The 22,183-nt window shown below is 37.1% G+C and carries 18 protein-coding genes; 11 read left to right on the top strand and 7 right to left on the bottom strand.

The window, feature by feature from the left end:
* Positions 1–722 precede the first annotated feature (722 nt).
* From V4B17_RS02085 to lpxB, 8 genes are all read left to right on the top strand, one after another.
* Positions 723–1,538: a phosphatidate cytidylyltransferase gene (locus V4B17_RS02085; RefSeq protein ID WP_455479852.1), complete on the top strand. Its 816-nt coding sequence runs from the start codon at positions 723–725 to the stop codon at positions 1,536–1,538.
* 15 nt (positions 1,539–1,553) lie between these two features.
* Complete coding sequence (gene rseP / locus V4B17_RS02090; protein WP_455479853.1) at positions 1,554–2,681, top strand: RIP metalloprotease RseP; 1,128 nt, start codon at positions 1,554–1,556, stop codon at positions 2,679–2,681.
* A gap of 203 nt (positions 2,682–2,884) precedes the next feature.
* A complete protein-coding gene (bamA, locus tag V4B17_RS02095) occupies positions 2,885–5,281 on the top strand; it encodes an outer membrane protein assembly factor BamA (RefSeq protein ID WP_455479854.1) in 2,397 nt (798 codons plus the stop codon).
* Positions 5,282–5,346: 65 nt separating this feature from the next.
* Entirely contained in the window at positions 5,347–6,393 is a 1,047-nt protein-coding gene (lpxD, locus tag V4B17_RS02100) for a UDP-3-O-(3-hydroxymyristoyl)glucosamine N-acyltransferase (protein WP_455479855.1), read from the top strand.
* 1 nt (position 6,394) lies between these two features.
* Positions 6,395–6,862 (top strand): 3-hydroxyacyl-ACP dehydratase FabZ, encoded by a 468-nt coding sequence (fabZ, locus tag V4B17_RS02105; protein WP_455479856.1) that lies wholly within the window; start codon positions 6,395–6,397, stop codon positions 6,860–6,862.
* A 23-nt stretch (positions 6,863–6,885) separates the two neighbouring features.
* Positions 6,886–7,710, top strand: a complete 825-nt coding sequence (lpxA, locus tag V4B17_RS02110; RefSeq protein WP_455479857.1) for an acyl-ACP--UDP-N-acetylglucosamine O-acyltransferase — start codon at positions 6,886–6,888, stop codon at positions 7,708–7,710.
* 2 nt (positions 7,711–7,712) lie between these two features.
* Positions 7,713–8,585 carry an LpxI family protein gene (locus V4B17_RS02115; protein ID WP_455479858.1) on the top strand — a complete coding sequence of 291 codons (873 nt, stop codon included), beginning with the start codon at positions 7,713–7,715 and terminating at the stop codon, positions 8,583–8,585.
* Positions 8,578–9,756 (top strand): lipid-A-disaccharide synthase, encoded by a 1,179-nt coding sequence (gene lpxB, locus V4B17_RS02120; RefSeq protein WP_455479859.1) that lies wholly within the window; start codon positions 8,578–8,580, stop codon positions 9,754–9,756. Before V4B17_RS02115 ends, lpxB begins: the two co-directional genes overlap by 8 nt.
* A gap of 18 nt (positions 9,757–9,774) precedes the next feature.
* Here lpxB and V4B17_RS02125 read toward each other — a convergent pair whose 3' ends face one another.
* The 7 genes from V4B17_RS02125 to gltX form a co-directional block, all read right to left on the bottom strand.
* A complete protein-coding gene (locus V4B17_RS02125; protein WP_455479860.1) occupies positions 9,775–10,548 on the bottom strand; it encodes an amino acid ABC transporter ATP-binding protein in 774 nt (257 codons plus the stop codon).
* 79 nt (positions 10,549–10,627) lie between these two features.
* A complete protein-coding gene (locus tag V4B17_RS02130; RefSeq protein WP_455479861.1) occupies positions 10,628–11,335 on the bottom strand; it encodes an ABC transporter permease in 708 nt (235 codons plus the stop codon).
* Entirely contained in the window at positions 11,335–12,054 is a 720-nt protein-coding gene (locus V4B17_RS02135; protein ID WP_455479862.1) for an ABC transporter permease, read from the bottom strand. The genes V4B17_RS02130 and V4B17_RS02135 overlap by 1 nt, the downstream gene beginning before the upstream one ends.
* A 75-nt stretch (positions 12,055–12,129) precedes the next feature.
* The gene (locus tag V4B17_RS02140; RefSeq protein ID WP_455479863.1) at positions 12,130–12,882 is read right to left on the bottom strand and encodes a transporter substrate-binding domain-containing protein; all 753 of its coding nucleotides are present in this window, start codon (positions 12,880–12,882) and stop codon (positions 12,130–12,132) included.
* Positions 12,883–13,270: 388 nt separating this feature from the next.
* Positions 13,271–14,023 carry a transporter substrate-binding domain-containing protein gene (locus tag V4B17_RS02145; RefSeq protein WP_455479864.1) on the bottom strand — a complete coding sequence of 251 codons (753 nt, stop codon included), beginning with the start codon at positions 14,021–14,023 and terminating at the stop codon, positions 13,271–13,273.
* 820 nt (positions 14,024–14,843) lie between these two features.
* Positions 14,844–16,139 carry a citrate synthase gene (gene gltA, locus V4B17_RS02150; RefSeq protein WP_455479865.1) on the bottom strand — a complete coding sequence of 432 codons (1,296 nt, stop codon included), beginning with the start codon at positions 16,137–16,139 and terminating at the stop codon, positions 14,844–14,846.
* A gap of 251 nt (positions 16,140–16,390) precedes the next feature.
* Entirely contained in the window at positions 16,391–17,815 is a 1,425-nt protein-coding gene (gene gltX, locus V4B17_RS02155) for a glutamate--tRNA ligase (RefSeq protein WP_455479866.1), read from the bottom strand.
* A 115-nt stretch (positions 17,816–17,930) separates the two neighbouring features.
* Here gltX and V4B17_RS02160 point away from each other — a divergent pair, with 115 nt between their 5' ends.
* The 3 genes from V4B17_RS02160 to V4B17_RS02170 all read left to right on the top strand — a co-directional run bounded on the left by V4B17_RS02160 (position 17,931) and on the right by V4B17_RS02170 (position 22,024).
* A complete protein-coding gene (locus tag V4B17_RS02160; RefSeq protein ID WP_455479867.1) occupies positions 17,931–20,240 on the top strand; it encodes a ComEC/Rec2 family competence protein in 2,310 nt (769 codons plus the stop codon).
* 403 nt (positions 20,241–20,643) lie between these two features.
* Positions 20,644–21,348, top strand: coding sequence for a ribose-5-phosphate isomerase RpiA (rpiA, locus tag V4B17_RS02165; protein WP_455479868.1), 705 nt, complete (start codon positions 20,644–20,646; stop codon positions 21,346–21,348).
* 118 nt (positions 21,349–21,466) lie between these two features.
* Positions 21,467–22,024, top strand: coding sequence for a DUF2059 domain-containing protein (locus V4B17_RS02170; protein ID WP_455479869.1), 558 nt, complete (start codon positions 21,467–21,469; stop codon positions 22,022–22,024).
* The last annotated feature ends 159 nt before the right edge of the window (positions 22,025–22,183 follow it).

Genomic DNA, 22,183 nt, shown 5'->3' on the forward strand with positions numbered 1-22,183 from the left:
TCTTTTAGGGATGAGAATGCGAAATGTTCTGTACTGTTAATTATGAGACCATGAAGTGGAAATAGACGTATTTCATTGTGGCTGTGAAATACAAAATAAAATTAATTTGAAGAAACAGACGTTTTTTAGAGATCTATGTCTATGCGTCAAACTGAAGATACCTGTTGGAAAAGCCATCTAACAGAACAATAAAATGATCCATACCTAACATATTTTTACTAAATCACATGATAAAATTTTTCATTGTTGGAAGTTGTTTAAATTCTCCATGATAGCTGTTGGAGGAAAAATGTCGCACAAAGAACAACGATTTAACCTTGCTATTACTTTCCATTATAAGAAATGCAGTGGGATAGGTCAAACCGCTGCGATTTTGCGTAATTTGTTTTAGATAATTTATAGTTTGATAAAAAAATACTTTTATATGAGAGGAAATATTAGATTGAGATTTCATGATTCATAAAGAGAATAGACAGCATCTTTTTGATTTTTTAATCCCTATGGAGTGTTATGAAATATGTTTTATGATTAATCCTAATACGTAGAATTTTGATGCTGCTTATACAAATTTTTAATCTTATAAGCACTATCCTAGTATATCAGATCATATATAATGGATTATAAGAGAAATTCGCAAAAGCATGAGCATAAAAACTACGCAGCAAAGTTTTTTTCTTGTGTCAATTTTTGAGTTTGTATTTTTTTATTGTTTGGATACTGTTTTGTCTAATCTTATTTCTCGTACTCTGACAGCTATTGTTTTTGGTACTATTGCTTTGAGTTTGACATGGCTTGGAGGAACCATCTTTTTTTTGTTTGCATGGGGCATAGGCGGTTTTATCCTTTATGAATGGATTAGTATTACTAGAGAAAAATGGCATGTTTCACAAAAAATATTAGCAAGTATTTTTTATTTAGTTTTTGGTTCTTTTTTGCTAGCGAGAGCACCTGCTTCGTTGATTTTTTTCGTTTTAGTAGTTTTCGCTGCAATGTTAGCTATTGGGTCTTTGAAAAAGAGTAGTTGGGTTTTTTCAGGCTTTTTATATGCCTCTTTTCCGGTTGTGTCTTTATGCTTTTTACGAAGCTATGAAATATTAGGATTCCAAGTTGTTGTGTTCTTATTTACGATAGTGTGGGGAACAGATATCGCTGGATATTTTAGCGGACGTGTGTTTGGTGGTCCTAGATTAGCACCACAATTTTCTCCTAACAAAACATGGGCGGGGGCGATTGGGGGTACATTTGTTGGAGTTTCTGGCGGTATATTGGTTGCTTATCGTTTTTTTGACGTCAGTGTAGCAGGTTTTTTTGTGCCGTTACTTGCCCTCATTTTATCGATTGTTTCACAATTGAGCGATTTGGGGCAATCATGGCTAAAACGGAAATTTTCTGTTAAAGATTCTAGTTTTTTATTGCCTGGACATGGAGGATTTATGGATCGTATGGATGGATTGGTGGGAGCTGCTTTTCTCTTCTATTTAATTGGTTCGTTTATGTCTGATATGAATACACCTTTTAATCTTTTTCGCATGATTTAATCGGGAGAAGATATCTTGGGTTTGTTGAATCATATAATCGATGTAGGCGATTTGCTTTTGAGAAGTTTGAGTGTCCTTTTCGTCATTATGATTATCATTTTTGTGCACGAATTTGGTCATTATCTCATTGGGCGGTGGTGCGGTATTAAGGCATCGGTTTTTTCGCTTGGATTTGGACCACAAATATTCGGTTATACAGATAAGCATGGCACACAGTGGCGTTTAGCACTTATTCCTTTGGGAGGATATGTAAAATTTATTGGAGATGAAGAGGAAACGGGTCTACGGTCATCCCAGTCATTTGCGAATGCACATGTCTGGAAAAAAGCAGCAACTGTTTTTGCTGGTCCTTTATTCAATGCGCTTTTTACCGTTGTTATTTTAACATTTTTTTTCTTTTTTTACGGTCGTGTGATTATTGAACCTGTCGTTGGGTCTTTGATAAAAGACAGTCCTGCTATTCAGTCTGGTTTAGCATTGGGAGATCGTTTTATTGAAATGGATGGGCGTCGGGTCGAAAGTTTTGAAGATCTGATGAATTATGTGGCTTTACATGGTGAAGATCCTATAGAGTTTAAAATAGAGCGCATGGGGCAGGTGTTCACGACGGAGATCACGCCAAAAGTGATTGAACAGAATTATGGATTTGGTAATCGGATTCAAAGCGGCATGATAGGCATAAGAGCGCCCGTTGATCCAGATAATCCAGCGCGTTTAGATCCAGCTTATGTGAAACATATTAACTACGGTTTTGTACGAGCGATAAAGGAAGCATCGGCACGTACCACATTTATTGTTATTCGAACAATTTTTTTTGTGAGTCGTTTAATAGGAGGAAAAGAAGATCATTGTCGGCTAAGTGGTCCCTCTAAGACGGTTAAGATTGCTTGGAAAGTGAGTGAAACAGGTTTCATCTCTTTATTGAATTTTGCAGCTTTTCTTTCTATAAGTATTGGGCTCATTAATCTTTTTCCGCTTCCGCCGCTTGATGGTGGGCATTTATTGTTTCACGTTATTGAGATTTTTACTGGAAGGCCAATATCTACTAAAATTCGGGAGTTTTTTTTTCGCTTAGGTTTTTTGGTTGTTCTCTTCTTTATGATTTTCGCGCTCTTTAATGATTATTTTTGTTGGTTTAGCTAATAAATGATGGAAAACATTTTATAAATTAGGTAATAATAGAGAAAATAAATTAAAGGTTGTTTACCATGTCCACAAGATGTTGTGGCATCGTGTCCTATAATAAGTAATTAAGGGGCGAGAGGTCTCGCTGCAAGAAGAGTTGTTATGGCGGTTAGCTTTTTGAGGCATCGTGTCCAGGGAATAAGAGTAAGGTAAAAAAGCCAATGACTACGAATTCAAAATTTTTAAATGCGGCATCTATGTTGGTATTGAAGATGGGGTTAATTGCTCCAACGGTAGCTTTTATGTCAACTGCGATGATTGGAGGAGTGCAAGCATCTGTGGTTCGTTCTATTGAGGTTCGCGGGAATAAATTTGTAAGTACTCAAGCAGTTCGAGATAATCTTGGTATTAAAGCTGGACAGAATTTTTCTGGTGGTGACGTTGATGCTGCAGTGAAGCAGCTTTTCGGATTGGGCTTATTTTATGATGTGAAGATAAATCAGGTTAACGATAGGCTGATTGTTTTCGTTAAGGAATATGAAGTAGTCAATCAGGTGTTGTTTCAGGGAAATAAGTCTCTTAAAGATAATGATCTTAAGAGGTTTATTTCTTTAAGACCGAATGAACCTTTTAATTCTGGTAAGCTATCGGCGGATGTTAATACGATTCGTGAGGCTTATAAGACTGTTGGTCGTAATAACGTTGCTGTTACAGTCCAAACCATTAATCTAGGAAGGGGGCGTGTAAATGTGGTGTTTAGGGTTGTTGAAGGCAGAAAGACAAAAATTGGTGATATCATCTTTAAGGGGAATCATGCTTTTGCAAGTCACCGATTGCGTGATGTGATTTCAACAAAGTCTTCGGGAATATTCTCAATGTTGTTGGGAGGTGATGTTTATAGTGAGGAGCGTTTAGCTGTTGATGAAGAAGCTTTGCGTCGCTTTTATTATAATCATGGTTATGCGGATTTTCATATTATTTCCTCTAAAGCAACTTTTGATGAAGCAAGTAATGCATATAAAATTTATTTTGTTCTTGATGAGGGGGTACGCTATAGAATTGGTGATGTTCAGGTTGAAAGCGATGTTGATGGAATTGATGTTCAATCTGTGAAAAAAATTCTTAAAACTCGACCAGGTGATATTTACAGTGCAGAGAGCATTGAACAGTCTGCTGCAATTATTAATAATAAGGTTGCTGATTCGGGGTATGCGTTTGCTAAGGTTGAGCCACGAGGGAATCGTGATTTGGAAAATCATACGATTTCAATTTTATATAACATTGAACAAGGATTGCGGGCTTATATTCAGCGTATTGAAATACGCGGCAATGAAAAAACACGTGATTATGTTATTCGCCGTGAGATTGATTTAAATGAAGGGGATGCTTACAATCAGACTTTAGTGCAGCGAGCGAAACGTCGCCTAGAGAGTTTAGGTTTTTTTAAAGCTGTTAACATTTCAATGGTTCCAACGGATCAGTCTGATCAGGTTACTTTAGTTATAGATGTTGTTGAAGCTCCGACAGGGGATCTTTCTTTGTCTGGAGGGTATACAACGGGTGGTACAAGTCCTGGTATGTCACTTGAAGTGTCTGTTACCGAACGTAATCTTGGAGGGCGTGGTCAGTATGTTCGTTTAGGATTAGGTGCTGGGCAAGAGAAATCTCGTAATTACAACCTGTCATTTGTTGATCCTCATTTTTTGGGTTATCGTTTGTCTGCAGGTATTGATATTTTTCGCAGTACGTATCGTGCTGATAAGGCATATGATGTACGACAGACAGGTGGGTCGCTTCGCTTCGCGCTACCTATTAATGATCAATTATCGGCTAATTTAGCTTATTCTTATGTGCAAGAGGAATATGATTTTGGCAAAGAGTATGATTTAAGTAAAGAGACCGATGTAATAGAATTATATGGGAAATATTCTGGTGCAATTGTTCAAGCGGCGAAGAACAGCCCTTGGAAGCGTTCGTCAATTAGTTACGGTTTGACCTACAATACGATTGACGATATGAAAAACCCACATGACGGGTGGTATGTACGTGTTCTTCAGGAATATGCGGGGCTTGGTGGAAGTGCAAAGTTTTTGAAGACAACTGGTAAAGCGATGATGTACAAGACGATTTCTGAACGGATGGATCTTGTTGGTTTACTTTCCTTTGGGGGAGGATATATCCATGGAATGGGTCGAGATGGTGTTCGTATCTTCGATATGTTTAAAATAGATACTGATATGATCCGAGGATTCCGATACAATGGAATAGGTCCTCGTCAGGTTTCTAATACAGGTGAAGTTTATTTCTTAGGTGGAACGACATATATGAATGCGACTGCTGAAATGCAATTTTCTATGCCTGTTGTACCTGAAGGGTTGGGATTGCGCGGTGCTTTATTTACGGATTTTGTAACACTTTATGGGAGTAATTATCAGCCTGTTTTTCAGGGTGAAGCACCCGTTACACATACTAAAAGTGCTTTACGCTCGTCTGTTGGTGTAAGTTTGATATGGGATTCACCATTTGGTCCTCTACGGTTTGATTATGCTTGGCCAATAAAAAAACAGGAAGGTGATCAGTTGCAGCAATTAAATTTTGGTATTTCTACGAAGTTCTGATTTGAATTTTCTTTAGAAGAAAAAAATTGAAGGGAATGGATTAGGCTTGGAGAGAAATTATTTTGGTGGCGGATACATTTTTTTTTACGCCGTCCCGGCGGTTAACAGTTGCTAATGTTGCAGAGTTGACAGGTGCTAGACTTCTTAATCCAGAGTTTTCTGACACGGTCATAAATACTCTTTCTTCACTTGAGAGTGCTGTGGAAGGTTCTCTTGTGTTTGTAGAGCATCGAAAGTTTTCCGATGCTCTCTTAGGGAGCTCTGCTGTTGCTGTTTTTTGCACGAATGAAATTGTCTTAAAAGTTCCTGAATCTATGGCGATTTTGGTAACATCCACACCGCAGCGTGATTTTGCTCAGATTGGTCGCATCTTATTTCCTGATTCTGTCAAGCCAATGCCTTGGTTTGGACAGAGAGAAATTTCACCGCATGCGCATATTCATCCAACTGCTAAATTTGCGCACGATGTATGTATCGAAGCAGGAGCTGTCATTGGTCGAAATGTTGAGATTGGTGCAGGAACTCTTATTTCCTCTACTGCTGTAATTGGTGAGAATTGTCGTATTGGGCGTGACTGTTATATTGCTCCCAGGGTAACAGTTCAGTATTCTTTAATAGGTGATAGAGTTCAGCTTTATCCTGGTGTTTGCATTGGACAAGATGGTTTTGGTTATGTTGGTAGTGTTTCTGGGATTGAAAAAATTCCGCAACTTGGTCGTGTTATTATCGAAGATGGTGTAGAAATTGGCGCGAACACAACGATTGATCGCGGAACATTTGAAGATACCGTTATTGGTGAGGGAAGCAAAATCGACAATCTAGTCCAGATTGCGCACAATGTAAAGATTGGTCGCCATTGCCTTATTGCTGCTCAATGCGGAGTTGCTGGAAGTACATCAATAGGTGATATGTCTCAACTTGGGGGTAGCGTCGGGGTAGCAGATCATATCGTAATAGGTAAATATGTTCAGATTGCTGCTGGTAGTGGTGTTATGAATGATATTCCGGATGGGGAAAAATGGGGTGGGAGTCCAGCACGACCATTTAAGCAGTGGTTCCGTGAGGTGGCGGCGTTGCGTAGTATTGGCAAAATTAAAAAGGAGAAACGCTAGTATGATCGACACCGAGGAAATTAAAAACTTAGAGGCTGTAGATATTGAAAAATTGCTGTCAATATTGCCACATCGTTATCCATTTTTATTAATTGATCGCATAATTGAAATTTATGGTGAGCAAGAAGCTATTGGCATTAAAAATATAACGATTAATGAGCCACATTTTACGGGACATTTTCCTGCAAATCCCGTTATGCCTGGGGTATTGATTTTAGAGGCTATGGCACAAACAGCAGGGGCAATTTCACTTCTAAAATTAGGGAATAAACAAACGAACTTGGTTTATCTTATGACTGTTGATCATGCGAAATTTCGCAAACCGGTTGTACCTGGTGATCAGTTAAAGATTCATGTTAAGCTTTTAAAAAAAAGGTCTGGTATGCGGCGTTTTTCGTGTGTTGCAAAAGTGGAGAATGTCCGCGTCGCTGAAGCGGAAATTGCTGCGATGATTATCGAAGAAGAATAAACGATATTGATAGGAATTTAAAAATGTCCGGTACGAAAATCCATCCAACTGCTCTTGTGGAGAAGGGAGCGCAGCTTGGTAAGAATGTACAAGTTGGACCGTTTTGTCATATTAGTTCAGAGGCTGTTATTGGTGATGGATGCAGTTTGATGAGTCATGTTGTGATAATGGGGAAGACAACGTTAGGAGCCAATAGTAAAGTATTTTCACATGCAATTTTAGGAGGAGATCCACAAAATAATAAACATAAGGGAGGTCATACAACTCTTTCTATTGGTAAAAACTGTACGATTCGTGAAGGTGTAACAATGCATAGAGGTTCCGATTCGAGTGTGGGAATGACGATTATTGGTGATAATTGCCAATTTTTTTGTTATGCCCATGTCGCCCACGATTGCCATGTTGGTAATCATGTAACGTTTGCAAATAATGCGATGATTGCAGGTCATGTTACCGTTGATGATTATGTTATTATTGGCGGTGGTGCTGCTGTGCATCAATTTGTTCGTGTTGGGCATCATGCATTTATCGGCGGTGTATCAGCGTTGGTTGGTGATCTCATTCCCTATGGAACAGCTGTTGGGGTACAGGCAAAACTTGCTGGATTAAATATCATTGGTATGAAGCGGGCGGGACTTGAGCGTAAAGATATCCATGCATTACGCCATGCGGTTGTCATGCTTTTTGATCATAGCAAACCATTTAAAGAGCGTGTAAGTGATGTTTCTTCGTTCTATTCTACTTCGCAGTCTGTTCTTGACATAGTTAATTTTATTAAGGAAAAAGGAAAACGTTTTTATTGTACACCAAAATTTGAAGGTGATAAAGTGAAAGAAAATAAGGATTAAAAATGTCTGTCTCTGGTGCCAGAAGTTTTCTTTCCGGCCGCACTGCTATTATAGCAGGCAATGGTGTTCTGCCGATTAGTGTTGCTCAGGCTCTTGAAAAAGATGGACAAAATCCCTTTCTCGTACTGTTGCGTGGTGAGGCAGATGCTGTACTTTATCGTTATGAGCATTGTGAGTTATCAATTGTAGAATTAGCACGCCTCATTAAAATCTTAAAAGCAGCCTCTATTTGTAATATCGTTTTGGCGGGTGGTGTAAAAAAGCGACCACTTTTTACGCAATTGCGTCCTGATTTAACAACTTTTTTAGCTTTACCTAAACTACTGTGTGCTTTAAAAAAGGGGGACGATGCGTTATTGAAGGCTTTTATACAAATTATTGAATCGTATGGTTTTCGTGTTGTTGGTGTCCACGAAATAGTGCCAGATCTTTTAGCCCAAACAGAATTCAATTTAACATTGCGGCGAGCTACTCGAAAAGAGAAAAAAGACATTTTCTTAGCAGCAGAGGCAGCGAAGCTTTTAGGCAGATTGGATATAGGGCAAGCAGCCGTGGCTATCAATGGAAGGGTGATTGCACTCGAGGGAGCAGAGGGAACTGATAATATGCTATGGCGGGTTCATGAAATGCGAGAAAGAAAGCAAATACCGCCTAAAGGTGGTGTTCTTGTAAAATGTGCAAAACCACAACAAGATCATCGTGTCGATTTACCATCAATCGGGCCTGTGACGATAATGAATATTGCAAAGAGCGGGTTGTCTGGCATTGCGGTGGAGGCAAATAGAAGTTTGATATTATCAATGAAGACAACAATAGAAAAAGCTAACCAATATTCTTTGTTTATAGAAATATTTGAAAAGATTAATCATGAATGATTGTTGCTTAAAAATTGCTGTTGTTGCGGGTGAGGAATCTGGTGATTTTCTTGGAGCAGATTTAATTTCTTTTTTATCGCAGCAGACAGGATGCGATATTCATTTGATTGGTGTGGGTGGGAGGCATTTAAAGGCATTAGGTTTAAAAAGTGTTTTTGATTTTCATGATATCGCTTTAATAGGTTTAGGTGCAGTGTTAAAAAAATTGCCATCGTTGCTAATGCATATTCGCAATTTGTCCAAATTTATCGCGCGAGAACAACCTGATTGTTTAATTATTATTGATAGTCCTGATTTTACCCATCGCGTTGCAAAAAAGGTACGTATTTTAGCACCTTCTATTCCTATCATCAAATATATCGCACCAACTGTTTGGGCATGGCGACCACAGCGTGCTAAAACTATGCGTAAATTTGTTGACCATATTTTGGCAATTTTTCCTTTTGAAGAAAAAATTATGCAAGATTTTGGTGGTCCTCCCACTACCTATGTTGGACATCGTCTTTTAACTTATCCTCCACTTCTGACTGTTCAATCAGAAAAAAAACAATCGCGTAGTAAACAAGCATTATGCTCTACGTTGATTATTTTGCCAGGATCACGCAATTTAGAGATTCGCTGCTTAATGCCTATTTTTAAAGAAGCAGTAGAAATTCTTGCGCAACGCATTCCTAATTTACGTATTATTTTACCGACTTTACCACATTTGGTGGACAAAATTCGTGATTTTGTACAGGACTGGAAAAGCAAAGTGAAAATTGTTGTTGGTGAAGATGCAAAATGGCGTGCTTTTGCGGATGCAGATGTTGCACTTGCAGCACTTGGGACGGTCTCACTTGAATTAGCATTAGCAAAAATTCCCATGGTTCTTTGCTATAAACTTGATTTTTTGTCTAAATTATTCATTTTTCCAAAAGTGATGTTATGGAGTGCTGCTCTTCCAAATATTATTTCTGATAAACCTATTGTACCAGAATATTTTAACGAATTTCTACGTCCTGGCATGTTAGCAAGGCAGATAGAACAACTTTTGTATAATCCTTTATTACGGCAGGCACAACTCGATGCTTTTGAGATGGTTGAACAAAAAATGAAAACTGAAGTACCATCGGGAGTTGTTGGTGCGCAAACGATTATCACTCTTCTAAAAAACAGGACTAAACCTGCATAAATAAAACAACTTTGATAATTAGTGTTTAATTTTAGCAAGAAAATCACCGGCACGTTGGCTTTTAGGATTGGCAAAAAATTCGTCAGATGCTGTATCTTCAATAATCTTTCCATTTTCTAAAAAGAGTATTCTTTTAGAAACTTCGCGCGCGAAACCCATTTCATGGGTAACGCAGAGCATTGTTATACCTGTATCTACTAATTGAACCATAATTTCTAAAACTTCTCCGACACTTTCTGGATCAAGAGCCGACGTTGGCTCATCAAAAAGCATTACTTCAGGTTCCATACAAAGTGCACGGGCAATTGCGACACGCTGTTGTTGCCCGCCAGAGAGTTGTAGAGGGTATTTGTTACAGTGTTTCTCAATTCCAACGTTTTTAAGATAATGGATTGCCCGTTCTTTTGCTTGTTCTTTTGAAAGTCCCTGAACTGTCATGGGTGCTAAAATGCAATTTTGCATAACGCTCATATGGGGAAATAAATTAAAGTTCTGAAATACCATTCCTATTTTACGCAGAACGTTTTTTTGCTGGTATAAGGGGGCAGCATGAATGTCAACGTTATAGACACAAATTGAACCTTTTTGTGCCTTTTCTAATTGGTTAATACAACGAATCAAAGTGGATTTTCCTGATCCGGAAGGGCCACAGATAACGATGCGCTCACCAATTTTAACATCGAAGTTAATGTCGTAGAGCACTTGAAAATCTCCATACCATTTATTTAAATTTCGAATAGAAATCACAGAGTTTTCAGCGGTATGGACAGATTTATTATTTTCTAAATTCATCTTATTTCATTCTTTCGTTGATAAATAAATTGATTAATTTAACATTTTGATTTGATAAAGGTTTTTATGATTACTTCATTTATCGCAGGTATCGGGTCAGGCGATATTCGATAAAAACAATAAAACGATGAATGAGCTCAACGATAAAAAGATAGATAAAAGCAGCCCAAACGTAAACTTGAAAATCGAATGTACGTGAATAAGTCAGTTTGGCAATCCCCATTAAATCATAAACAGTGATGAGTGAGGCAATGGCACTGGATTTTATCATTAAAATAACTTCATTTCCCAAAGGGCGTAATGCTACAACCATGGCTTGCGGAAGAATAACTCTAAAAAATGTTACAGAACTGCTCAATCCTAAAGTTTTTGATGCTTCACGTTGTCCAGCTGTTACAGATAGAAAACTCCCTTTAAAGATTTCGGATTGATAGGCAGAAGAATTAAGAGAAAAAATGAAAAGACAACAGTACCATGCATTTTGAAAAAACCACCACAAACCAACCCGTTGCCAGAAGTCATTCATTGAACCAAGTCCGTAATAAAAAAGAAAAAGTTGAGCCAACAAAGGAGATCCACGAAAAAAATAGACATAAATCTCTGCAAAGTATCGTACAAATTTATTATTTGATAAACGCGCAAATGCGATGAGCATGCCAAGAAAAAAACCAATAGAGCAAGCAATAAAAACAAGCTCAACAGTGACAATAAAGCCATCAATAAATTTTAGCCCATAACGATTCAAAAGATCAGGATTAAAAAGGAAATAAAGCCACTCAGGGATCATCAGCCCAACACCTTTCGATATCCTACTTGAGTGTATGTTTCTAAATGGCGCAGGATTGTAGAAAAAAACGCTGAAAATAACAAATAGAGTAAGCATGCCACAAGATAAAACAGCATTGGTTTATCGGTAGCTGCGACTGCTAAGTTCGTTTGTCGCATAAGGTCAACAAGTGAAATAGTTGATACGAGGGATGTATCTTTAAGTAAGGTAAGCCAATTATTAGAAAGCCCTGGCAAAGCATTTTGAATGAGCTGAGGAAAAACAATACGAAAAAATGTAGTTGAGCGTGCAAGACCTAGAGCTTTAGCCGCGTCATATTGGCCTTTATCAAAAATGTTGAATGCTCCAAGCCAAACTTCACAGGAAAAGGCAGCAAGAACCATACTGAGTGCAAGAACACCGGCAACAAAAGCATTGATACTGAATATTATTTCAATATTGAAATAATCAAAAACAATTTGAATAATATTCTGTAAGCCATAGTAAACTAAAAATAATGTTAAAAGCTCTGGTAATCCACGGAATACCAATGAAAAGAGAGACGCTATGGCTTTAGCTATTTTAATATTAGATCGAATCATTACAGCAGTTAGAAGACCTAAAGGAAGTCCTAAGAGTCCACAGCACAAAGCCAATGACAGCGTCATTCCTGCACTAGAAAGTATAACCATACCCCATTGACCATTGCCAAATGATAGCAATGCTAAATCTTCAATCATTCCTGTGTCCCTCATAAAGAGTTAGATAATTTTCTTAGTAATAAATAGTCTTTTAATTTTAGTTCAGAGTGATATTTAATAAATATCGGATGTAAAATATTTTTTCATAATTTTATCATATGTTCCATCCAAACGGATTTCTTGTATTGCTTGATTGAATTTATTCTTAAGATCATTATTATTTTTACGAATTGCAATTGCAATAGGAAAATTTGTTTCTTTTAGAGTTCCTAGAAGTTGGCAGCAGTCTTTTCCTTCATTTTTGAGCCAGTTTAATGCATGAAGTTTATCAAGGATAACGACATCAATGCGATGGCTTAAAAGATCACGATTAACCTCTATTGTTGTAGGATAGAGTTTTATATTTACTCCTTCAGAGGCATAATGATCTTCAGCGTATGCAGCTTGCGTTGTATTTGATTGCACACCAAGATTTTTACCTTTAAAGGCTTTTGCTGAGATCTCCCTAATTTCTGAATCTTTGGTAACAACTACAGCTAACGCTGTGTTATAATAGGGATCTGTGAAATCAATTTTTTGTAAACGCTCTTGTGTAAGAGCGAGGGAAGCGATGATAGCATCGTATTTTTGGGAAAGAAGACCGAGAATCATTCCTTCAAAGTCTTGAGTGTTGATAGTGCACTCGACATTCATTTTTTTACAAAGTGCATAAGATATATCAATATCAAATCCTTTGAGTTCGTTATTTGAGTCAATATAACTAAATGGAGGGTATGATCCTTCACTTGCAATCTTTAGCGTTTGAGAATTGGCAGATTGTGTGAACAGTGTTGCGCTTATTATAAGAGCTATTTTAAATAATTTCATTATGTTCTCCTGTTGAATAAGCATGAAAATGAGATTGTCATGTATTTTATAATCTGTAAATTTTTGAGGGAGCAATGCGAAAATTTATTTGTGTTCATTTTGCTCTCATTATAATAAATATAAAAAAACAAATATCACATTAATTGTATCGCATAACTGCATCTTATAAGAAGATTTTTATTGTTTTATTCAAAAAATACAAAATTTTGTTTTAAAAAAGTCAACTCAATCTATGTACAAGCCTAAATTTTTGGAAGACAAAAGCAACACACTGTTGTCGTCATTAGCATTGTAAAATATTTAGGTACCAAGAAATACTGACTTTTTGATAATTACAAATGCTATCTTCAAAAATAGACAGCTCGTCCAATTTTAGCCCATATTTATTTTAGTAAATATCGGATGTAAAATATTTTCTCATAATTTTATTATAGGTTCCATCCAAACGGATTTCTCTTATTGCTTGATTAAATTTATTTTTAAGATCGTTATTATTTTGACGGATTGCAATTGCGATAGGAAATTTTGTTTCTTCAAGAATTCCTAGAAGTTGGCAGCAGCCTTTTCCTTCATTTTGGAGCCAGTTTAATGCATGCACTTTATCGCTGATTATCACGTCAAGCCTGTGGCTTAAAAGATCACGATTCACTTCTATTATTGTAGGATAGAGTTTAATATTCACCCCTTCAGAGGCATAATGATCTTCAGCATACGCGGCTTGTGTTGTATTCGATTGCACACCAAGATTTTTACCTTTAAAGGCCTTCGCTGAGATCTCCTTAATTTCTGAATCTTTGGCAACAACTACAGCTAACGCTGTGCTATAATAGGGATCTGTGAAATCAATTTTTTGTAAGCGCTCTTGTGTAGGAGCAAGGGAAGAGATGATAGCATCGTATTTTTTTGCGAGAAGTCCAGGAATCATTCCTCCGAAGTCTTGAATGGTGATTGTACACTCAACGTTCATTTTTTCACAAAGTGCATAAGAGATATCAATATCAAAGCCTTGCAATTCATTATTTGAATTAATGTAACTAAATGGAGGGTATGAGGCATCGCTCGCAATTTTCAGCGTTTTGGCATTGGCAGATTGGATGAACAGTGTTGCGCTTATTATAAGAACTATTTTAAATAATTTCATCCTGTTCTCCTGTCAGAAAAGCGGAAAAATATGAGATCGCCGTGATTTTTTATAATCTGTAAGCTGTTTTGGAGCAATTCAAAAATTTAAGGGTACTCTATTTTACTACTATCATAACGAATATTATTATCAAAAAAATTTATTTATTTTTAAAATGTGGAATTTCTCTTTGAAGAGAAATTATTCAATTGTAAGCATAAAGAAATTTTATACATTAGGAAAAAAGTAAAATGCGATTGTCATTACTAGTATTATAAAACGCTTAAATACTTAAATACTTTGGGATTTATTTTCTGAGAAGAGTGAATATTTTTCTTGTAAAAAAGTGCGTTATTAACAGATAATTTTGAAAAGAATTTTTGAGGGGATGCCAATTACACAATGATGCTTCTTGTGGCACTTCTTTGGTAGAAATCATTTTGCGTAGAAAAGTTGCAAGAGTGTATCTAATTTTTTTGGAGTACTATTCTTAGAGGCAGAACACAAAATTTCTAATGTTTTTGAGTTTAACATGCGATAATGCTACCAAATTTTTACACAGGATGACGGAGAATACGCTCAATTGAGCAAAATCAGAAGCATAAGTTAAATTTTGTATCTTTTTTATCAATATTTTTTCGATCTAAAAAATCGTTGTGAATTTTATTTATTTTTTAAACAAAAACCATCAGAAAATTTTCTGCACAACCCCTATGACAGTACTATATCTGCAAAAAGAATTTTACAATCAAGATTTATAAAGGCACTTTCAGATTATGGCATTTGATTACCTATAATAAAGCTCCAATAAATTGGAACTTTATTGATTTGGTTATTTTGTTTAATTCATACGTTTATCTACAGGGACATATTCACGCATGGCATAACCTGTATAGAGTTGACGAGGACGACCGATTTTTTGTGCAGGATCCTCAATCATTTCTTTCCATTGTGCAACCCAACCGACACTACGCGCTAATGCAAAAAGAACAGTAAACATTTCGGTTGGAAAGCCTAGAGCTTTTAATGTAATGCCGGAATAGAAATCAACATTTGGATAAAGCTTTTTCTCAATAAAATATTCATCATTTAAGGCTATTTTCTCAAGTTCTATAGCGATGTCAAGAAGTGGATCATCTTGAATATTTAGTTCTTTTAAAACATCATGGCAGGTTTTTTGCATGATTTTTGCACGTGGGTCATAATTTTTGTAGACTCGATGACCAAATCCCATCATGCGGAAAGGATCATTTTTATCTTTTGCACGTGCAATGAATTCAGGAATTCTCTTAACGGAACCTATTTCTTGTAACATCTTTAAGCATGCTTCATTAGCTCCACCATGCGCTGGTCCCCAAAGGCATGCAACACCTGCTGCAATACATGCAAACGGGTTGGCGCCCGATGATCCTGCAAGGCGTACGGTGGATGTAGAAGCGTTTTGTTCATGATCTGCATGAAGGATAAGAATTCGATCCATTGCTCGAGTGAGTACAGGATTGCTTTTGTATTCTTCACAAGGAACAGAAAAGCACATACGAAGGAAATTTGCAGCGTAACTAAGATCATTTCGCGGATAAACAAAAGCTTGTCCGATACTGTATTTATAGGCCATAGCAGCAAAAGTAGGAACTTTTGAGATGAGTCGAACAGAAGCGATCAACCTCTGCTGCTGATCTGTAATATCAATAGAGTCATGATAAAATGCAGACATAGCCCCAAGACATGCAACCATGACGGCCATGGGATGTGAGTCGCGACGAAATCCGTGAAAGAACCGTGCAAATTGCTCATGTACCATCGTGTGTTGCATAATACAACGGTCAAAGTCATTTTTTTCTTTTTTTGTTGGGAGTTCACCATAAAGCAAAAGGTAGCAGGTTTCGAGAAAGTCTCCTTTTTCAGCCAATTGATCGATAGGATAACCGCGATAAAGCAATACTCCTTTATTGCCATCAATATAAGTAATTTTCGACTCACAAGAAGCAGTTGAGGTAAAGCCAGGATCATAAGTAAAAATGTCTGTTTTTTTATAGAGAGAAGCAATCTCAATGACATCAGGTCCGCTCGTGCCCTTACGCACAGGGAGTTCTATTTTTTTATCATTTACTGTAAGGTACGCTTTATTCTCAGACATTAGATGTTCCTTTCAGATCCTTCGCCCTAAAATCTAGATTTAAATAGGGAGGTATATAACGGAAGATTTTCCCACCCACGTTGAAAGTAGATTTACTCTAAAAGTTGACTCATGCAATCTAAAAATATTTTTTTATCTGTAATTTTATAAAATATGTACTGCTTAAGATATAGGGCAGTCTTCGGTTCACGTTGAGAAATTTCTACTTAAACACTCATTTGGCTAAGTAAATACAGGTACATGCAATTAGCTTACGCGGTCATGAGGAGTTGGTCATTTATGCGGTTGAGAGCCTCGTCTCGTCCCAATAAAATCAGAACATCAAAAACCCCTAGTGATGTTGTGCGTCCTGTGAGAGCTACCCGAAGTGGTTGGGCAACAGCTCCTAATTTGAGATCCTGTGTTCGTGCATAAGATCGAAGAGTTTCACCCAACGTTTCTGTGTCCCAAGAGGGGCATTCTTTTAGAGTATAATAGATGCCTTCTAAGATGGATAGGCCATTTTTTTCTAAGAGTGTTTGTGCTTTTTCATCAAGAAGTAAGGGTCGTTGTGTAAAAATGAAGGAGGCATTGTCAATGAGTTCACACAGTGTTTTTGAACGTTCTTTCAAATTTGGTATAGCTCTAAAAAATTGATCACGGCGTTGTTCATCAAGTCGTTCTATTATTTTTAATCCTCCTTCAAGTTCTGGTAGAATATTAAGTGCAGCAACAAAAAGATCTCTGTCATTGCTTGTGCGTATGTAGTGTCCATTGATGGCATCTAGCTTTTTGAGATCAAAACGAGCCGCACCTTTGTTAATATCATCAATATCAAACCAAGAAATCATATCTTCGATTGAAATCAATTCGTCATCACCATGACTCCAACCTAGACGGACTAGGTAATTGCGCAAAGCAGCAGGAAGGTATCCCATCGTTCGATAGGCATCAACACCTAATGCACCATGACGTTTTGAGAGTTTTGCACCATTTTCACCGTGAATAAGTGGAATATGTGCCATAACAGGGATATCCCACCCCATTGCATTAAAGATAATTGTTTGACGTGCTGCATTTGTAAGATGATCATCACCGCGTATGATATGTGTTACGCCCATATCATGATCATCAACGACAACGGCATGCATATAGGTAGGTAAGCCATCAGAACGTAAAATAATAAAATCATCCAGATCTTTATTAGGGAAGCGCACGTCACCTTGGACTCGGTCATGCACAATTGTTTCTCCATCTTGTGGAGCTTTTATACGAATAACCGGTGTGATGCCTTTAGGAGCTTCAGAAATATCACGGTTGCGCCAACGCCCATCATAACGTGGTGGACGACCTTCTGCACGGGCATTCTCGCGCATTTCAGCTAATTCTTCAGGAGAAGTATAGCAATAATAAGCTTTGCCATTTTTTACCAATTGTTCAGCGACTTGGCGATGGCGTTCTGCACGTTCGAATTGCGAAATAGGATCACCTTCATAGTTAAGACCCATCCAGTGCAAGCCATCTATAATGGCTTTTACAGCTGTTTCTGTTGAGCGTTCTCGATCTGTGTCTTCAATTCGTAAAAGCATTTTGCCACCAGTATGTTTTGCATAAAGCCAATTAAAGAGGGCAGTACGGGCACCTCCGATATGAAGAAATCCTGTTGGTGAGGGGGCGAATCGGGTGATAACGGACACGGATATTTTCCTTTAAAGTTAAAAATATTATTTATAGAAATTTATAGAAGGGCCATGTTAGCATAGGTAGTAAGGGGTGCAATAGCAGCATTGCAAGTAGGGTGGGGATTCGCGAATGTTTAATAAAAATAAAGTTAAAGATGGCTTATCCATAAACGGTGTTTCAGAAAGAAAAAAAACACATATGATACGGCAAGATGCCTTTCTCATCCTTTATGATGCAAATAACGACGGCCATAACAAACAAAAGATTTTTTTATTTACACCTTTAAAAGAAGCAATAACTTTTTTCTGGAAGTGGTTTGTAGATTGTATAAATAAAGAAATCTCTTTTGGAATTCTTTTGTCGTTGATTTTAGTCTTTTTTTCCACAGGTATCATTTTTTATTTTAGTTTAGAGCAAGAGCCAAATTGGGGGCAATTTGGTGTGTTAATGAGTATCTTTCTCGGAATGCTCTACATTTTGCGCCTTTATCCGAGAATATGGATTACCGTGGGATTTCTATTTTGTATTGTATTGGGTGCTTTGGCTGCAAAAGTAGAAACGTGGCGTATATCTACACCAATGCTAAGTGGTGATGTCGTTACAACATTAACGGGAAGAATTGTCTCTATTGAGGCAATGCAAAGAGGGGGATTTCGTTTAGTTTTGGATATTTTGAAGACGGAAAAGCCAGCATTACGTCATGGACCTAATCGTGTCCGTTTATCGGCAAGACATTTGCCATATGGATTAGCAATTGGCGATGGGCTATATGGGAAAATCAAGATCATCGCATTATCTGGGCCAGTACGTCCAGGAGGTTACGATTTCAGTTTCCATAATTATTTTAAAGGAATTGGTGCTCAGGGAATTTACCTGGGAAAGCCAATTAAAATATCAGTTTCACAGCCCAATAGAATATTAGGTATACTTCTACAGAAAATTGAAAATTTACGAACAAACATGACACAAAGAATCCGTATGGCCATTGATCAAGAAAAGGGCAGTGTTGCAGCTGCTCTTATAACGGGGCAGCGGGGTGGTATTTCAAATGGCACAAACGAAGCATTGCGTATGGCTGGATTAGCGCATATTTTATCAATATCAGGTTTGCATATGACTTTGTTGAGTGGCATAGTTCTTGTGAGTATCCGTAGTTTTTTAGCACTTTTTCCAGTTTTCTCATCCTATTATTCCTCTAAAAAATTTGCAGCTATTGTTGCATTAATGATGACAGTTTTTTATTTGTTACTGTCTGGCATGGCTGTATCAGCACAAAGAAGTTTTGTGATGATTGCTGTTATGTTGGTTGCTGTATTATGTAATCGTTCCGCTATAACAATGCGCAATTTTGTTATTGCAGGTTTGATAATTTTGGCTGTTAAGCCACATGAAATATTAGGACCAGGCTTTCAAATGTCTTTTTCTGCAACAGCAGCTTTGATTGCGTTTTTCGATTGGTGGAGCGGGAGGTCATTTTTTCGTAAAAATAAAACAACACCTGCTTATGTTGGAGGTGGAGCGATTCATTTTGCATTCTTATCGATACTTTCAGTATGTTCATCTTCATTTATAGCGGGAACTGCCAGTGGAATTTATGCTGCTTATCATTTTTCCAATATTGCATTTCTTAGTATTATCAGCAATGCTTTAGCTTTGCCGATAGTATCAATTCTCATCATACCTTTTGGATTAATAGCAGTCCTTGCAATGTTTTTTGGTCTTGAATGGTTACCGCTTCAAATTATAGGTTTTGGTGTCGGTCTTGTGATAAAAATTGCTCACACTATAAAGGATATTTCTCCTGATTTGAATCCTGGATTTATGCCGTTATCTGCGTTTGTCTTATTGAATATAGGTTTTGTTGGACTGATTTTTTGTAAAACACCCATCAGGATCTTTTTTAGTTTTTTAATTTTAGCTGGTATTTATGTTTGCTTTATGCATTCACCTGTACAGCTCATTATAGCAGATAACATGAGGCTTGTGGGTGTTATCAATAAAAAGAAATTATATATTGATCGTTATCACATCTCTCAGTTTATGGCATCCATATGGAAAAAATCATTTCGTGTTAATGAGACGATCAAGCCAACAAAGTATGGTCCTCCATTTAAGGGACAGTTCGTTTGTGATAATCATGTATGTACGTCCTTATTAGAAAATGGATTAAGAGTGACTTTATTGCGTGGAGAAACAGATCGATGCGTAGAGTCAGACATTATGATTACAGCATTTGCAATAGATGATCAGGCATGTAACAAAAAAGCAAAAATAACATTTACTTCCCAACAATTGTTATCACGAGGGAGCGTTATGATGACTAAAAGTGGAGAGATTATTTGGTCTTCAATGGGATTTCATAGACCGTGGAATATGCACAGGAATCATTCACAAAAATCGTATAACCACTCATTCTCCTTCCTTACTCAGTCTGAATAATAACAGAATAGGAAATGAGAGGTATATTTTTTGTTCATGCTTTGTTATTTTGTTACGGCATTGTTAGTGTTCCACTAGAGCTAACTGATGATTCATGTTTTTTCAAAAAAAGCAGATGACCTTCTTAGTATCTGCATAATTCATAAATTTGTAAAAGTATTTAGTACACCTTATCAATAGCAGTGAGCTAAAATGCTTATTGGTTATGGAAAATGTTAATAAATTTTAGAAAGAGATAAAATTATTAATTATTCTATTTTATTATCATCATGTATTTTATAGCAATTAACAGTTTATTTAACAAAAAGGTGGCGAATAAATTTATGGCAGGTTGAGACAATAGGCTATTTTTGTTGTTAGTCTGTAATGGATGTCATTGATTGGCGCAAAGGTGAAGTGATTCATGAATGTTCGGCAATTAAAAAAAATGGCGGCTGCTAAAGCACTTGAGTTTGTTCAAGATAATATGCGGCTTGGGATAGGAACAGGTTCTACAGCGAATGAATTTATTCGCCTTCTTGGTGAGCGCGTCGCGGATGGTTTGCGTGTAACGGGTGTTACTACTTCACTGCATTCTGAGCAGCTCTGTCGTAAATTTGGAGTGCCTACCACTACTTTAGAACAAATGCCTGAACTTGATCTTGATATTGATGGTGCTGACGAAATTGGCCCAGAGATGACGCTTATTAAAGGGGGTGGTGGAGCGTTGTTGCGTGAAAAAATTGTAGCGACTGCATCTCGTACGATGCTTGTTATAGCTGATGAAACAAAAATAGTAAAAACGCTTGGCACTTTTGCGTTGCCAATTGAAGTCAATCTGTTCGGTATGAATGCTACACGCAGAGCCATTGAAAAAGCAGCCGATGATTTAGGGCTTTCTGGAGAAATTACACTCCGAATGGATGGGGACAATCCTTTTAAAACAGATGGTGGTCACTTCATTCTTGATGCATATTTTGGGCGTATTTTGCAACCAAAATCATTATCTGAAGCGCTTCTTGCAATTCCTGGTGTTATTGAGCATGGTCTTTTTTTGGGATTAGCTTCGCGTGCTGTTGTAGCGATGGCAGATGGCCAAATAAAAGTTTTAGAACCGTTTGATTTTTAGAAGAGACAGTTTACATGACGATATGTTAGCATGATAATAAAGGGTGTTGAAGATTTTGAATAAAATAACGAATTTGAATTATAATTAATAGTTAATTAATAATCGGGGTAATCATTAAATGAAAACAATACTTTTTTTTCGGCGTTTTGCCGTATATTTAGGTGCAGTTGCCGTTTTTGTTGTGAATATTGGAATGGTTTATGCACAAGGCGTGAGTGATCAGCATTTGGATTCAGCTAGGAAGGCTATAAGTGCCATTCGTGCAACTGATCAATTTGATAATTTTTTACCGAATGCGGCACATGATCTAAAGGATGAATTAATCAGCGACGATCCCAATTTAGCCACTGCTATTTCCGAGGTTGTTGACAAACAAGCGCTTGCTCTGGCTAAACGACACTCTGATTTAGAAAAAGAGATTGCTCACGTATATGCGAAATATTTTACTCAAAAAGAACTTGATGCAATCACAGCATTTTACAATTCTGATACCGGTAAAAAATTTTTGACAGAAGTTCCAAATATTGCACGTGATTCTTATTCTACATTCGATGCGTGGCGTTCTGCTCTTATGCAGGATTTTATAAAAAATGTAAAAAAAGAGATGTCTGAAACACTTAATTTGAACAACTCCATTATACCTATGAAATCTAATACTTCAGAAAATAAAAAATAGTTTGGTTCATTTCGTTACAATCAATGTGCAATGTTTATTTTTAAAAGCGGCGGTTTCCCGCCGTTTTAATAAAAGCAGGTCTTTTCAGAAAGCTGCGCTGTAAAAAAAGAGTGCTTGAAAATAAAAAAGATTTTCGTTTGATAACAAATGACCATAGCC

Source organism: Bartonella sp. B23 (assembly GCF_053793815.1).